The organism is Algoriphagus aquaeductus, assembly GCF_003253485.1.
GTDB lineage: Bacteria > Bacteroidota > Bacteroidia > Cytophagales > Cyclobacteriaceae > Algoriphagus > Algoriphagus aquaeductus.
This window is the reverse complement of record NZ_QKTX01000001.1, coordinates 508,559-525,258: the sequence shown is the minus strand read 5'-3', so window position 1 is coordinate 525,258 and position 16,700 is coordinate 508,559. Positions and strand designations below refer to the sequence as shown.

The following is a 16,700-nucleotide window of genomic DNA, read 5'->3' as shown; positions in this document are numbered from 1 at the left end:
TCCGATGATATGTTCTCCACCTTCCAAATCTCGAGCAGCAGAATGGTAGTTGGAGCATGATAATGTTGTTTACTAAACAATAATAATATTGTTTAGTAAACAACATTATGGTAACTTTGAATTAAAAGCTGGCAATGATATCTAAGGATTTACTTCAGGAAGTGGCTTTGAGCCAAAAAGAAAATCTTCAGGGAAGATCTTTGGGATTGCTCCGGAATGAATTAAACAGCATTTCTCTGATCCAAAGCCATGCACTGATCATATCAGGAATTCGTCGGTGCGGAAAAAGTACGCTTTTGATCCAACTACTCAAAAATCAATACCCTGAAGCTTTATATCTCAATTTTGAAGATCCAAGGCTATATGGTTTTTCGGTTGAGGATTTTCAGAAATTAGACAAAATCTTAACAGACCAGGGACAAACTTCCCTGTTTTTGGATGAAATTCAGGTAGTAGAAGGATGGGAAAGATTTGTACGCCAAAAACTGGACCTGGATAATTTCAGAATCGTAATTACGGGTTCCAATGCGTCATTATTAAGCAAAGAACTCGGTACCAAACTCACCGGCAGGCATATCTCCAAAGAGCTTTTTCCATTTTCATACGATCAATTTTGTGAATTTCAAAAGTTGGAGAAGTCCTCCAACAGCACTTCGGAGTATCTGAGTTTGGGTGGATTTCCGGAGTACCTGAAGACCGGAAGACCCGAATTACTTCATCAATTGTTTGATGATTTGCTACTGCGTGATATCGCAATCCGGTACGGGGTCAGAGATGTGAAATCTTTACAGAATCTGGCGATATACCTGATATCAAATGTAGCCAAACTAGTATCCGGTAATAACCTACGTAAGATCTTGGAATTCAAGGCAACCAGTACCGTAATGGAATATTTTTCTTACTTGGAGGAAAGCTGGTTGTTCTTCTTTATTCCCAAGTTTAGCTATTCCCAACGGAAGCAATTGATCAATGCCAAAAAGGTCTACTCCATCGATACGGGACTGGTGACAGCCAATTCCAGGTCATTTTCGGAAGATCTTGGGAGAAGATTTGAAAACATGGTCTTTCTGCATTTCCGGAGAACTTATCCCGAAATCTATTATTTCTCGGAAAAAAACGAATGTGATTTGGTCATCTTCGGAAGGCAGGGTCTGGTGGAGTTAGTACAAGTCTGCTACGAATTAAACCCTGAAAATCTCAAAAGGGAATTGGATGGCTTATGGGAAGCCATGAAGTTTTTTGACAAAAAAGAAGGACTGCTGGTTACACTTGGGCAGGAAGACAGCTTCGAACAACACGGATATCTGATAAACGTAATCCCATTTCACAAGCTTTCTTCCTAAAAAGTAAATGCGCCAAGAAGCTGGGAAAACATCGAGTTAAATAAGGACAACCAAGCTATCTTCTACGATAAGGTCACAAAGTCTATATCTGCGCTTCTGAGTCAAGGAAAGACGGGCAAGCGGCGGGGTTAAAATTTGGGCTAAAGCCCGTGGATATATTCCTAAATCTGTTTAGAATGGGCTGAAGCCGCATTCCTATTCAAAAAATACCTTATTCCAGACTGTGAATTGCCTCCACCTTTAGGTGGAGAAAAGAAGGATCGATCATTATTTCCGGGCTTTAGCTCAAAGCTTAGCTCCTCCAAATTTGAAATTTGGAGGTCTTATCCGCAGATTTTAAATCCGATAGTTAGGGGTATTGAATTTCCAACCCTCGAAGGTAAAGCAAGCAAAAAAGCGGGCTTTAACCTGCTTCTTTTACCCCAAACTCTTCTGCCAATTCCAGCTATCCCGCATGGAGTCTTCCAGGGAAAATTTTGGATACCAGCCCAGTACCTGATTGATTTTGGTGGTATCAGCCCAAGTCTTGACCACATCTCCGGGACGGCGTGGACCGATCACGTAGTTGAGCTTTTCTCCACTTACTTTTTCAAAGGCATGGATCACCTCCAGTACAGTATTGCCATTTCCAGTACCCACATTGAAAACCTCATAAAAATCTGAGCCTTGTTCAGCCAGGTATTGAAAAGCCTTCACATGCGCATCGGCCAAGTCGACCACATGGATATAATCCCGCACGCAGCTGCCATCCGGGGTATCATAGTCATTGCCAAATACGGTGAGTTTCTCTCGGATACCTGCTGCCGTTTGGGTGATAAAAGGCACGAGGTTTTGAGGCGTACCGATGGGTAATTCCCCGATTTTACTGCTAGGATGTGCGCCCACCGGATTGAAATAGCGTAAGGAGATCACCCGTATTCCCGGTTTGCTTTTCACATAGTCTACCAAAATATCCTCACAGATTTTCTTGGTATTGCCATAAGGGCTTTCGGCATCTTTTCTCGGCGTGGCCTCAGTTACAGGTAAAATATCCGGCTGACCGTAGACGGTGCAGGAAGAGGAGAACACCAGGTCACGAATTCCCTTTTCTTTCATCACTTCCAATAGGATGAGAAGCGAGCCGACATTATTCCGGTAATACTTCAAAGGGACTTGGGTACTCTCCCCTACAGCCTTAAATGCGGCAAAATGAATCACTCCTTCGATCTGATGCTCGGAACATATTTTCTTTAACAGAGAAGAGTCATTGCAATCCCCTTTGTAAAAAACGAACTCCTTACCGGTAATCTCCCGGAGTCGGTTTAAGACTTCTTCGTTTGAATTGGACAAGTCGTCTAAAATAATCGGCTCCATGCCGGCATTCCACAATTCTACAGCAGTGTGGGATCCAATATAGCCGGCACCACCGGTTATCAAGATTTTTTTCATGATCTGGGAAAAATTTGAATGGGCAAAGCTATTCAAATCCCCGAATTAGCAAATAAAATGGCCTATCGAATTAGGGTAAAGGTTCCGGTTTTCTCCGAGAGGGTCGGAATGCCTTCCAGCAGGTAATCGTATCGGATCATAAATGAATAGGTGCCTGCGGGAGCCTCCACGCCTTTTATAGCCCCATCCCAGCCCTCAGATCCGGCATAGATCAGCTCACCCCATCGGTCCCAAATCACCAATAGATAGGAAATCCGACAGTTGGAAACCGGTTGGAATAAACCTGATTTTGGGTTAAAGCCTGTTGGCATTCTGAGTTGAGGTACAGCCTGCCTCAGAGACGCCAAGCCCACGACTACGCAACCCTTGGCATCTGTAACGGTATAGCCAAATTCTCCCGGTGGCAAGTCAGTGATCTTGTTGCCTGTCGCTCCATTGGACCACAATATCTCATAGGGTGGATATCCCCCGCTCAGCTGAACTTCCAATGCTCCATCCAAACTTCCCTCGCAACCCGGTTTGACCACCAATACTTCCGCTTTGATCTCCTCGGGACCGATCAGCGCGGCCTCCACAGGAAGCACACAATTTCTGCTGTCCTGTACACTTACCAGGTAATTGCCCTCTCCGACACCAAAAACCTCCAAAAGCTCTCCATCCCAATTCGACTCGAAACCAAGAACCCGATAAGGAGGTGTTCCTCCTTGGATTCTCATTCGCAATGCTCCATCTGACCCACCAAAACAAGACGTAGGCTGAACCTCCACTGCCCCGACCAATCGCAAGGGCTCAGGATTCTTCAGTTCAAAACTCAGACGCTCCGAAGCACAACCCGACGCATCCCGGACCACCACTTCATAACTTCCTACTTCAAGACCGGTGGCAGTTTCAGATTGAAGTTTGGAATCGTGAGACCATTCATAGGAATAATTACCTGATCCACCTGATGCATTCAACCGGATGCTGCCATTGGCTTGTCCCTCACAGGCCGGATCCAAAAGTTGGGCTACCTCCACCCTAAAGGCTGGATATATTTTCACTTCCAAGACTTCGGATACACCGGCGCAGGAGCCGTTGACAGTACTGCTTTCCTCGTAGAACAAGGTCCTTACCGGAGCATTCAAATCCCAAAGCACCTCAACCTTGGGAGAATTTTGTCCGCTAACCAGCTGCCCTCCACTGATCTCCCATTGATAAGATCGGCCAGAAGTCGCAAAAGGCACTTCATAAACCAAAATGGAATTGGGCCCGCAAAGTCCCGAGCTTCCTTTTGGCAAGGCTGGTTCCAGCGTTTCGCTGATGGTAATATCCAAGACCACTTCCTCACCCGGACAACCTGCCAAAGTAAATGGAAGGACTTTCAGCTGGGCAGTCTCTCCAGAAGGTCCCCAGTTTACCTTAACCTGATTGTCTTTTTCTTCCAAGATACTTCCCCCGGTTATTTCCCATTGCAGCTCGCCCAATTGCCCCTCATTTTTAAAAGTATAGACAAACTCATCAATCAGCGGGCACACAGATGTCGGTCCATCGATGGTCCCGGAGACTTCTAATACGTCTACTTGAAATCGCAAAGTCTCTTCACTATCACACTTGCCTTCTCCGGTGGATGCCAAAACAGTCACCTCAAATTTCCCGGACTTCTCATAGGTATGACCGACTTTTTTCCCCTCTTTGACCGGAGATCCATCACCAAAACTCCAGGTAAAATCCTTAAAACCCGGAAAATCAGGAAAAATCTCCCAAAGTCCCTCTTCACCGAGACAGGCCACCTTGTCTCCTTCTACCTCAAAGGCATAGGTAGTCTCTGTCTCAAATTGGATAGCTTCTAAGGTTGCCCCTACGGGATAGGCATAGGATTCTACCGAACCCGAACCGTACACATAGGCTATAAATCCCTCCGGGTTTTGGAGTCGGTTTGCCCCTTCATTGACTGAGAAAGTGGCATATTCAAAGGACGGATTGGCAGGCACTGGTTTAAACTGATTCCCTACCGGCTGCCCATTCAAAATCGTCTGACCGGCTGTTCCCCGTTTGACCACCACATTGACCAGGTGAGCGCGAATCCAGGTGATTTTCACAGCAGAAAAAACCATGTCCCTCATCATTTGATTTACGGGACTAAGTGTGACCAAAGAAGGATCTCCGTAGCGGGAATAACTGTCGTTCTGATCATTGCAATTGCCGCTTTTCGCGATCATGGATACCGCGGTGGGCTTGGAAGTCTCGATCGATACGATATCATTTCTTCCAAACTCAAAAGTCAAAAACTTGCCTTGATTCACGGTTCCTCTGACCTGACCGTTGATTTTCACCTGAGTATTATCTTGTGACGCAACCACTTTGATAATCTCCCCGGAAGTTCGGTCTGCCAAAGGAATATGAATAAAGGATTTGCCCCAGGTATTGACTGGATAGGCTTGCTGAAACAGGTGGTCTCCGGAAGTGGCACAATTCTCTCCGGCACTCGTCATTTTGTTTCCCCCGAATACTGCGATGTTTTTGCAATCCCCTTCAGCCCCATTCACGACCCGAACCCGTGTTCCAGTCAGGTCACCCGTGATGGCTTTCAGTTGAAAAGATTCTCCTGCATTCAATTTGATCTGAATCGGTGCGACGGCCGGAATGGGATTACCATTGAAATCTACCCGAGTTGAAGGATTGATTTCCACATCGGTATCATCTTCTACGGCGATGATCAGCAAGGTACTTTCAAAATTCCGGTTGGTCGGAGCGATATCCAGTCCGGGTTCAAATTCATCATAGTGGGAAGTAATGAAGTAATCCTTCCCCAAAGCTGTCAAAGGGAGAACTACCGTACCATCGGCGCTTGCCTGTCGCTTGTTGAAGGCATGGACTGCGACATTCCCACTGGAATTGATGTAGATGGCCTTTTCCTCCACTATCCCCGAATTCCTGTGAAGAATAAAATCTCGGGCCTCTTCGTAGTCTTTGATAAACTGCTGTCCGGGCTCAAGAGTAAAAAAAGTTTTTTGGGAATTATACTCCAGGTATCCGGTCGTCTTTTCCTCGGCAGTGATAATCACTGACCCCGTCACCGGCAAAAAAGACGTGGCATTATTCTCCATAAAGCCCACGTAAAACTCCTTCCCCAACGTATTTAACTGGGCAAAAGAATCCATCGCTTTTCCCCAAAAAAGCAAAACGAATACGAATGTCTTAGAAAATTGTAAAAATGAATTCATGCCGCTGCCCCTCCATCATTCGTCTGAATTTACCTGATTAAGGTGAAAACTCCGCGGCTCGTCACTTGTTCTGTCACCCCCTCAATCGTGTAAGAATAAGTGAGTTGGTAGGTGTAATTTCCAATCGGCGCTTCTTTGCCTTTGACCATTCCATCCCAGCCTTCACTACCCAAATAAATCACCTGACCCCATCTATCCCAAACTTGAAGCATAAATGACGGAGTACAATTGGACACCGGTCCATACCATCCATCTTTAGGCATAAAGCCGGTAGGCATTCTGACCTGCGGAGCTGTTTCTCTGACACGTCCCAAAGCGGTCACCACACATCCGCTGGCATCGGTGACTGAAACGGTGTAAAATCCTGAGGAAACAGCACTCAGCGTTTGTCCGGAATAATTGAAAAACTTATTGGAAGCGGCCATAATCCCTATTCCGCCTTGATCTTCTGACCATTGGATAGCATAGGGAGGCTGTCCACCACTGATATTTACGGTAAGCGCCCCATTGCCTCCACCCGGGCAGCCGGGCGAAACTTCGGTAAAGGATAAAATCATGGGCTTATTGCCGGGAATGGTCCCTGAAATAGGCAAGGAACACCCCTTGGAATCCAATACAAACAAGGAAAATGGTCCAGAAGCCAAGTTTTTCACTTCCAACTCTTCTCCATTCCAGGTGGAATTGATGCCCTCAACGGTATAAGGCGGTACTCCTCCACTGATTCTAGCCTTAAAACCACCATCAGACACCCCTTCGCAAGACGAAGCTACTACCTGCAATTCCCGAGTCAGCCGCATGGCCGGTGGATCGTTGAGTACTAGTTCATAGGTGAGAATTCCGCAGCCACTTTGATCTGAAATCGTGACCCAATACGTGCCAGCTTTAAGGTTGGTCGCAGTGGATGCACTGAGCGCCTTGTCATGGGACCAAGCAAACGTATAGCTTCCCGATCCTCCGGAAACCTCCAAAACCACCCCACCATCTGATTCTCCGGGACAGCTGGGCAGTTTTTTCTCAGCAGACACTACCCGAAGGGGCTCGATAGACTCCACCTTCAATAACTCCGATGTGGTAGAACAGGTTTTGGATTCACCTGGGCTGATTTGATAGGACAGTTCTCTTGAGGCGGCATTGGCATCCCAAGTCACCTTCACTTCCGAAGTATTTGCCCCTGATATAATCTGACCACCTTTAATCGTCCATTCAAAGGTGGTAGAAGCTGCGGTGGTAGAAGCACGGTAAACTATCGGCGCTTCCAATGTGCCACAAATCGAAGCAAGCCCGATCGGAGCTTCCAGCAATTCACCTTCTCCGATTCCTACCTTAAAAACGATTTCTTTGCCCAAACACCCGGATTCTGAAATTGGGACAACCCGAATCAGCCCCTCTGTGGTATTTTCATTCCATTTGACGGTGATTGAGTTTTCGGTCTCCGAAATCTTCTCCCCGCCCAGTACCTCTATCCATTCGCCTTTGATGAACGAAAGCTCACTCTCTAAAAGATAAGTTACCTCCACGTTGGCACAGGCATTTTCCGGCCCGGACACCGTGGCGGTTACCTCAGGAATAACCTCAATTTCAAATTCGTATTCAGCGGAAATATCACAAGGACCCGATCCAGAACTTGCGAGAACAGTCACTTGGAAAACGCCGGATTGGGAATAGGTGTGACTTATGTTCCGGCCATCTTTTAAGGGAGTGTCATCTCCAAAGTTCCACTTAAAAAATTTGAACCGATCATCTTTTGGCAAAATCTCCCAAGACTCCTCCATACCAAGACATACGATTTCCTTACCCTCCTTTTCAAATTCATAAACGGGCTCTTCGGTAGCACTTCCTCCTCCCGAAAGATTAAATCCTGCCGAATATCCGTACGAGGATCGCTGTCCAGAACCATACACATAAATTATTGCACCCTCAGGGCTTGAAAAAGTATTATCAAAGTCTTTCACATTGACCTGGGCATAGGAAAATTCAGGTTTGCCGGGCACGGGCTTAAACTGAGTGGTTATGGCAGTTCCATTCAACCGGATTTGACTGACCGAAGCGCTTGGTGCGATGATATTGGCATTGTTGTAAAACTCATTGACAGAGTAAAACTGCAATTCCTTGATCCGCTGCTCATTGCTCTGATAGGTCAGCAAAAAGGGGTCTCCAATATTATTCGCCAGGGTATTGCAATCCTGACTTTTTGCCAAAAGGCTAACGGAGGCAGGCTGAGAGGTCTCTATGACTCCCAGATCGTTTACCCCAAACTCCAGCGTCATAAATTCTCCGGCATTCAACTCCCCCTTGTTTTCTCCATTGACCGATACTTGAGTCCCATTTTGAGCTGCCAGAATTTTCAAAACCTCTCCTGAAGTTCGATTTCGCAAGGGTACGTGGATATAGGATTTCCCCCAAAACTCAACCGGAATGGCTTGCTGGAACAAGTGATCTCCTGTTTTTCCGCAGGCACCGACACTGGTCATCTTATTTCCTCCGAAAACAGCCAGTTTTTTACAATTCCCCTCCGAAGGATTGAGTACCCGAACACGAGTCCCAGTCAGGTCTCCCAAAGCTTTGATTTGATAGGATTGGCCTTGATTGAGGGTGATGGTGAAAGGAACTTTGGCTGCTTTACCATTTAGGGTGGCAACTGATGGCGTGATTTCTACCTGTGTATTATCCTCAGTGGCAATGATCAACGCTGTGCTCTCCGAATTGTCAGGCCCATTTGCTAAAGGACTAAAGTGGGCGGTCAAAAAATACTCACTGCCAAGGAGTGTGAGCGGGAGCACCAAGGTACCATCAGAGCTGTTTTGTCGGGAATTGTATGCGTAGACGGATATATTTCCGCTGGAACTGATGGAAATGGATTGAGATCCCACCACTTCGGAATCTCTGTGCATCACATCCTGGGATGTGGAAAGAAATTCCTGCTCCATGGATTGGCCTTTGGTCAGGGAAAAAGATATCGACTGACCCTGATAGCTGATGCTACCGGTCGCATTTTCCTGAGCTGTAATAACTATTACAGCTTTGTCGGCTTGGGTGGGTTTACGGTTATTTTCCATAAAGCCGACAATAAATTCTTTACCAACGGTGCTTTGAGCCATCGATGAGAGGCTCAGTAAAAATGACATGCACACAAAAAAGAGGGTGAGCTTTTTGTGTTGCGCCATTTTTAGTAGTAAGGATGTCTCAAGTTGTTTGTTTTTTGGGTTTGATTATCTGATCAGGATGAAAGAGCCTCTAATATTAGTCACTTCTGATTTTCCTTCCAATTGGTAATAATAATTCACTGAATACGAATACGTTCCGCCAGGCGCTAACTCTCCAGAAATCGTGCCATCCCAGCCCTCTTTTCCGAAATAAATCAACTGTCCCCAGCGGTTATATACAGACAACTGAAATTCGGTATCACAGTTTGAAACCCCTTGATAAATCCCTGGCGCCTGTCTGGAATCGAATCCTGTCGGCATCCTGAATTGAGGTTTGGCTTCACTGACCGTACCTTTCCCAATCGAAACACAGCCAAAAGAATCAGTCACTTCCACCGAGTAATCTCCGACAGAAAGCCCGGACACCCATTGTCCACTGAGTACGGGATCACTCCACTGATACAAAAAAGGCCCGGAATTGCCGGAGGGTACCACAAACAACTCTCCATTGGAACCACCCGGACAGGCAGGTTTCTCCAATCTGACATCTACCAGCACGGCTGCTGGAGACGTAATTTCAAAACTGACCGGGATTTTACACCCATTGGAATCCGTAACCTCCCAATTGTAAGATCCTGCAGCTAAATCCTGGATTTTGAGATCGGAAGAAAAGCTTTTGAGGCCATCATAAACCAAGCTGTAGGGTGAAATTCCTCCTTCGATTTGAATCAACACCTCTCCGTCACTTTTACCATAGCAGGAAGTCGCTTGAGGTTTGGCCTGAATCAGGTTGAGTTGGTCAGGCTCGGTAATCGCAATATCCTCCAGAAACTTTTCGCAACCCAATTGGTCAATGATTTTGACTGAATAGATGCCTGCTTTCAGATTAGTTGCTTCCGGTGCATTGAGCGTAGATTGATGAGACCATTCAAATTTATAGGGTGCTTGGCCACCCGTCACGGTCAATCTGATCTGTCCGGTGGATTCTCCGAAGCAGAGGACTGAGGTTACCGAAGCGACCTCTGCCTGAAAGTCTGGAGCAACTTTTACTTCGATTGCTGGAGATTTGCCTTCGCAGGAATTGTCCACCAAACTGTATGCGGTATAAGCTATTGTTCCGGTTATTCCCGGTTGGTCCCAGACCACTTCTGCTTGTGGTGATCCCTGGGTACTGACCAAAGTTCCACCGGTAATGACCCATTCATAACCCCGACCGGGCTGTGCATTGGGAGCGGTATAGGTATGTCGAACAGCTGGGTCAAAACAGACCTCCAACACCCCCGTAGCTTCAGTGACCTCGATTCGCTGATTGATCACCACATTCAATTCAATGGGCTCCCCGGGACAACCATTTTCTGTGTATGGAATCATCCGCAGGATGGCATTGGGATTGGCAGGTCCCCAATTGACCAAAACAGAATCACCAAAAGATTCCAAAATTGTCCCTCCTTCTACTTCAAAGACGGTTTTCCCAATTTTCTGCTTGTTTTTGAGTCGGTACATGACCTGCTCGACTTCAGGACAAACGGATTGCTCGCCGATGATTTCCGCATCAGTTTCCAACACCTGAACTTCAAATGCAATTTCCTCCTGCTCATCGCAGGAGTTTGGACTCAAAGAAGCGACCACTTTTACTTCATAGGTACCGGGATTAAGGAATTTATGGGAAACCACTTTCCCGGTTTTGGATTCACTTTCATCTCCAAAGTCCCAGACAAAATAGGTGAAGTTGGGGTTTTGCGGGTTGATGGTCCAATCACCCGGTTGATTCAGACAAGCTACTTTGTCGCCGGTCACCTCAAACTCATATTTATTCTCGGTCTGAAAATTCAGGTTGTTCAGGGCCGCGCCTGCGGCATATCCATAGGATTCGATTTCTCCAAAACCATACACATACGCCGCAAAACCTGAAGGATTGGTTAAGGTATGGACGCCTTGAAAAATGGACACCCGGGCAATCTGAAAATTAGGGTCACCGGGAAGAGGCGAGAAACTGCTGCCTATGCTTTGCCCATCCAATCGGGTTTGGGCTTGGTCACCGGATTTTACAACGATGTTTACATAGTGATTGACAATCGAAGGCAGGTTGATGGCATTGAAGGTGAGTTGGGTCAAAAACTGCTCCACCGGACTATAGCTGATCATAAAGGGGTCTCCAAAATCAGAATTGGGCGCATTCGGCTGATTGCATGCCTGGCTTTTGGAAAAAACCGTGACCGAGGAAGGTTTAGTGGTGGCTATCTTGGCTGATTCATTGGCTTCAAATTCTATCGGCATCCACTGTCCTCGATTGAGCACCCCAATTGAATTTCCATTGACACTTACCTCAGTATTGTCTTCGGAGGCCAGCACCTTGACCAGTTCCCCTGAACTCCTCCCTGCCAAAGCCACATGAATAAAAGAGTTTCCCCAGGTATTTACTGGATAGGTTTGCTGGAAAAGGTGGTCGTTGGCATTGCCACAAGAACCTACGGAAGTCCACTTGTTCCCCCCAAAAACTGCGATTTTTTTACAGTCATCGGCATTGTCTCCCACTACTCTTACCCGCGAACCCGTCAAGTCTCCCCGAGCTTTAATCTGGTAGCTTTGTCCACGATTTAGCGTGATTTCATAAGGAGTGCCTTTGGGATCTCCGGACACTGAGGCTTCAGCGAGTGTAATTTCCACCCGGGTATTTTCTTCAGAAGCCACTACCAAAAGCGTACTTTCGTTGCTTTGGTTGAGATTGCCTAATGGATTGGTTTCAAAATGAGAAGTGATGTAATGATCTTTTCCCAGGGCCCCGACTGGAAGGACCACCGTCCCATCCGCGCTTCGAAAACGCTCATTGAACGCATGAACTGCAACTTTACCGGAGGAAGTTATATGAATCCCTTTGTTTTCGATGATTCCAGAGGTGCGATGAATCATATCCAATTCCAATCCACCCACTCTCAGGGTGAATTGCTGCCCCTGGGTCAAAGAGAATGCAGTGGAATTTCCGGCATATTCGATGACTCCGGTGGCATTTTCGCTGGCAGTGATTAAGATGATCCAATAATCAGGTGCTCCAGCGTTGTTAAGGCTTGGCAATACCCGGTTATTTTCCATAAAACCCACCCAAAATTCTTTGCCTATGGTTGACATTTGTGCTTTGACTGGAAACACTTTTCCAAGCCAAAACAGCTGAAGCAAAATAGAGTAAAGGAATATTTTTAGTAGCCCAACACGCATTAGAGATCATTCAACCTGTCAATATAAAAAACACTTCAAACTTATTGTCTAAAAATTCCACAAGCTTGAAATTATAAGAGTAGGATGAAGGCAATTTTACCCAGTCAAAAAAATATAATTCTCTATCTTTGCGCCTCTCAAAAACAGAACACACTCATGATTTCAGTAGATAATTTATCGCTCAAGTTTGGCAAACGGACACTTTTCGAAGATGTCAACCTCAAGTTCACACCCGGCAATTGCTACGGGGTGATAGGTGCCAACGGAGCGGGAAAATCCACTTTTTTGAAGATTCTTTCCGGAGAAATAGACTCTACCTCTGGTTCGATCAACATCACTCCGGGTCAGCGAATGGCGGTTTTGAAGCAAAATCATTTCGAATTTGACGAAGTGGAAGTGCTCAAAACGGTCTTGATGGGACATAAGAAGCTGTATGCCATCATGAGTGAGAAAGATGCCATTTACCTCAAAGAAGATTTTACCGAAGCTGATGGTATCCGCGCTTCTGAACTGGAAGCTGAATTTGCAGAAATGGACGGCTGGAATGCAGAATCAGACGCCGCGGCGCTTCTTTCAGGATTGGGCATTTCGGAAGACATCCATTACAGTCAGATGAAAGACCTGGCCGGTAATCAGAAAGTACGGGTCCTGTTGGCGCAGGCACTTTTTGGTAATCCGGACATCCTGATTCTTGACGAACCTACCAACGACCTGGATGCCGAAACCATCGTATGGCTGGAAGACTTCCTGATCGATTTCAAAAACCTCGTGATCGTCGTTTCCCACGACCGTCACTTCCTGGATACCGTATCTACACACGTGGTGGATATTGACTTTGGCAAAATCAAAATCTACTCCGGTAACTATACCTTCTGGTACGAATCCTCACAGCTCGCTCTCAAACAGCGTTCGGATCAAAATAAGAAGGCTGACGAAAAGCGAAAAGAACTTCAGGACTTCATCGCCCGATTCTCCGCCAACGTGGCCAAATCCCGGCAGGCTACGGCAAGGAAAAAGATGCTTGAAAAACTCAACGTGGACGAGATCGAGCCATCGAGTAGAAAATATCCGGGCATCATATTCAAACCGGAGCGCGAAGCGGGGGATCAGATCTTCATGACCGAAAATCTGGAGCTCAAAGCAGATGGCGTAACTTATTTCACTGATGTGAATCTGATGGTGGACAAAGGCGACAAAATCGCTTTCATCTCCAAAACCAAACAGGCTGTGAACAAATTCTTCCAAACCATCATGGAAGAAATCAAACCTACTAAAGGCAACCTGAAGTGGGGAGTCACCATCAACAAGGCCTATTTGCCAAACGATAACTCCGCATACTTTCAAACTGACCTGAATCTGATCGACTGGCTGAGACAATACTCCGCCAATCAGGAAGAAGCTTACGTGAGGACTTTCTTGGGAAGAATGCTTTTCACCGGGGAGGAAACCCTCAAGAAATGTACGGTACTCTCCGGAGGAGAAAAAGTCCGCTGCATGATTTCCAAAATGATGCTTCAAAACCCAAACCTCTTGGTCATGGACGAACCGACCAACCACTTGGATTTGGAATCGATCACGGCTTTCAACAATGCCATCATCGAGTTCAACGGTACGGTGTTGATGTCCTCCTATGACCACACCTTTGTGCAGTCTTCATGTAACCGTATCGTGGAATTCACTCCAAACGGCACGATTGACCGAAGAATGCCTTACGATGATTATTTGGCAAGTGCTGAGATCAAGGCACTTCGTGAAAAGATGTACGGGAAAAGCTAAGTTGCACCACCTTGCTGCTCACTGCGATCATTCTTTATCTAGCATTGACTGTAGCTGTAGGAGCTTGGTCTTCCACGTTGGTCAAAAATTCCAACGACTTCGTATTGGCAGGGCGATCCCTGCCTCTTTTTCTTTCAGCCTCTGCCCTGTTTGCAACCTGGTTTGGTTCCGAAACCATCTTTGGAGCTTCCTCGGTGTATCTGGAAGAAGGCCTCCTGGGAGTAATCGAGGATCCTTTTGGGGGAGCGCTATGTCTGGTCCTGTTTGGGATGTTTTACCTGCGTCCGATGTATCGGATGAATGTGCTGACCATAGGAGACGTGTTTAAAAAGATCTTCGGGAAGCGAATTGAGTTTTTCGCCTCTATCTTTATGATCCCCGCTTACTTTGGTTATGTGGCTGCACAACTGGTCGCCTTGAGTCTTGTATTGGGAGCGGTGACTGATCTTAGCATGACACAGGGGATTTTAATTTCTGCCGGGATAGTTGTGTTTTATACCTTTTTGGGAGGAATGTGGGCGATTTCCATCACCGATTTTATTCAGACTACCATGATTGTAGTGGGCTTGCTTTGGGTGGCCGTAATGGTAGCCAGAGAGGCCGGTGGAGTTGGAGCAATTTTCGAAAAAGCTCCTCCCGAGAGCTTTCAGTTTTTTCCTGAGGCCACCTTTTCCGGTTGGACCAAATACATCGGGGCTTGGATCATTTTAGGTTTGGGAAGTATTCCCTCCCAGGATATTTATCAGCGGGTGATGTCCTCCAAATCGGAAAAAGTAGCCGTCAGATCCACCTATCTGGCCGGCGCTTTTTACTTAAGCTTTGGATTGCTTCCACTTTTTATCGCTTTGGGGGCAAAAGTGCTTTATCCTGAACTGTACCTCGAAAATAAGCAAATGCTATTGCCCTCCATGGTGCTTCAGCATGGAGGAATGCCGGTGCAAATCGTCTTTTTCGGTGCTTTGATTTCCGCAATCATGAGCACAACGAGTTCGGGATTGCTGGCACCTGCGGCAATTATCTCTGAAAACCTGATTCGTCCCTATTTTGGAAAAAAATTGAAGGAAAGTCATTTTCTGTGGATTCTCAGATTCAATGTGGTCGCGGTGGCCATAATTGCGATCCTGATGGCGAGCTGGAAATCCAACATCTATGAATTGGTAGCCGGCGCTTCCATCCTCATGCTGGTTTCTTTATTTGTCCCACTTACTGCTGGACTTTATTGGAAAAAAGTTTCCAAAATGGGCGCTTTGATGTCCATGGTATTCGGAATGATCGTTTACCTTGCTTCAGAAAATTACCTTTACACGGAGGAATCACATCTTATTGGCCTCCTGGGCAGTGGGCTTTCCATGATCATCGGCAGCCTCCTGTTTCCGGACAAAACCAACCCAACTTATGAACTATCCTAAGCTGATTTTACAAAAAGGAAAAGAAGTTTCATTGCTGAGAAGACACCGTTGGGTCTTTTCGGGAGCAATAGCCAAGACTGATTCCGGAGTGGAAAACGGGGATTTGGTCGCCGTTTATTCTTCCAAAAATGACTTCCTCGGTATCGGGCATTTTTCACCAGGATCGATCATGGTCAGGATCATTTCTTTCGAAGAAAGAGCCATCGATCAGCAGTTTTGGAAGGAAAAAATCTCTTCAGCTTTTGCAGTAAGAAAAGCTTTGGGACTTACTGAAAATCAGGAAACTAATGTCTATCGATTGGTTCATGGAGAAGGGGACGGACTGCCGGGATTGATCATAGATTACTACCATGGCAAAGCCGTCATACAGGCACATCATGTGGGCATGCACCGTCATACACAGGAGATTGCGGAAGCATTGAGGAGCGTCTATGGGGAGAGCCTAAAAGGTGTCTACGACAAAAGTGCCGAAACGCTTCCCAAAAATCTGGGCATCGAATCCAAGGAGTGGATCTGGGGGAAAGCGGAAACTGATTTGGTCAAAGAATACGGAGCAACGTATCGAATCGATTGGGAAAAAGGCCAAAAAACGGGCTTTTTTATCGATCAGAGGGAAAACCGAAAACTGGTCTCTACCTATTCAAAAGGCAAAAAAGTACTCAACACCTTCTGCTATTCAGGGGGATTTTCTGTTTTGGCGCTTCAGGAAGGAGCTTCCGAGGTGCATTCGGTTGACATATCCGCTAAAGCCATCGAGCTGACCGAGGAAAACGTTCGCTTGAATTCGGGCTTCTCAGGAAAGCACGAATCCATCGTCGCCGACGTGGTCAAGTACATCCGGGAGATCGGGGACGATTTTGATCTGATCATTTTAGATCCGCCTGCCTTTGCTAAAAATCTCAAAGCCCGACACAATGCGGTTCAGGCTTACAAGCGACTGAATGCTGAGGCACTTCGCAAAATCAAGCCGGGAGGAATTTTGTTCACTTTCTCCTGCAGTCAAGTCGTGGACAAAAGCTTATTTACCCATACGATCACAGCGGCTGCCCTGGAGAGTAAGCGAAAGGTCAGAATCCTACACCAACTCTCGCAGCCTGCCGATCACCCGATCAATATTTTCCACCCTGAAACTGAATACCTCAAAGGATTGGTGCTGTTTGTAGAATAAGTTTCAGGAAGATTGTC

The 16,700-nt window shown here is 46.4% G+C and carries 8 protein-coding genes; 4 read left to right on the top strand and 4 right to left on the bottom strand.

Going from position 1 to position 16,700, the window contains the following annotated elements; translation table 11 throughout:
- Positions 1-134 precede the first annotated feature (134 nt).
- Positions 135-1,343, top strand: a complete 1,209-nt coding sequence (locus tag CLV31_RS02230) for an ATP-binding protein (RefSeq protein WP_111391231.1) — start codon at positions 135-137, stop codon at positions 1,341-1,343.
- 417 nt (positions 1,344-1,760) lie between these two features.
- Here CLV31_RS02230 and galE read toward each other — a convergent pair whose 3' ends face one another.
- The 4 genes from galE to CLV31_RS02210 all read right to left on the bottom strand — a co-directional run bounded on the left by galE (position 1,761) and on the right by CLV31_RS02210 (position 12,243).
- Positions 1,761-2,771 (bottom strand): UDP-glucose 4-epimerase GalE, encoded by a 1,011-nt coding sequence (gene galE / locus CLV31_RS02225; RefSeq protein WP_111391230.1) that lies wholly within the window; start codon positions 2,769-2,771, stop codon positions 1,761-1,763.
- Between the two features lie 62 nt (positions 2,772-2,833).
- The gene (locus tag CLV31_RS02220) at positions 2,834-5,911 is read right to left on the bottom strand and encodes a PKD domain-containing protein (RefSeq protein WP_181452551.1); all 3,078 of its coding nucleotides are present in this window, start codon (positions 5,909-5,911) and stop codon (positions 2,834-2,836) included.
- Positions 5,912-6,003: 92 nt separating this feature from the next.
- Complete coding sequence (locus CLV31_RS02215) at positions 6,004-9,072, bottom strand: PKD domain-containing protein (RefSeq protein WP_181452550.1); 3,069 nt, start codon at positions 9,070-9,072, stop codon at positions 6,004-6,006.
- A 111-nt stretch (positions 9,073-9,183) separates the two neighbouring features.
- Positions 9,184-12,243, bottom strand: a complete 3,060-nt coding sequence (locus CLV31_RS02210; protein ID WP_245943300.1) for a PKD domain-containing protein — start codon at positions 12,241-12,243, stop codon at positions 9,184-9,186.
- Between the two features lie 243 nt (positions 12,244-12,486).
- Here CLV31_RS02210 and CLV31_RS02205 point away from each other — a divergent pair, with 243 nt between their 5' ends.
- The 3 genes from CLV31_RS02205 to CLV31_RS02195 are packed head-to-tail and all read left to right on the top strand — an operon-like array spanning position 12,487 to position 16,683.
- Positions 12,487-14,106, top strand: coding sequence for an ABC-F family ATP-binding cassette domain-containing protein (locus CLV31_RS02205; protein WP_111391226.1), 1,620 nt, complete (start codon positions 12,487-12,489; stop codon positions 14,104-14,106).
- Between the two features lie 11 nt (positions 14,107-14,117).
- Positions 14,118-15,515, top strand: coding sequence for a sodium:solute symporter family protein (locus CLV31_RS02200; RefSeq protein ID WP_111391225.1), 1,398 nt, complete (start codon positions 14,118-14,120; stop codon positions 15,513-15,515).
- Positions 15,502-16,683, top strand: coding sequence for a class I SAM-dependent rRNA methyltransferase (locus CLV31_RS02195; protein WP_111391224.1), 1,182 nt, complete (start codon positions 15,502-15,504; stop codon positions 16,681-16,683). The genes CLV31_RS02200 and CLV31_RS02195 overlap by 14 nt, the downstream gene beginning before the upstream one ends.
- Positions 16,684-16,700 lie beyond the last annotated feature (17 nt).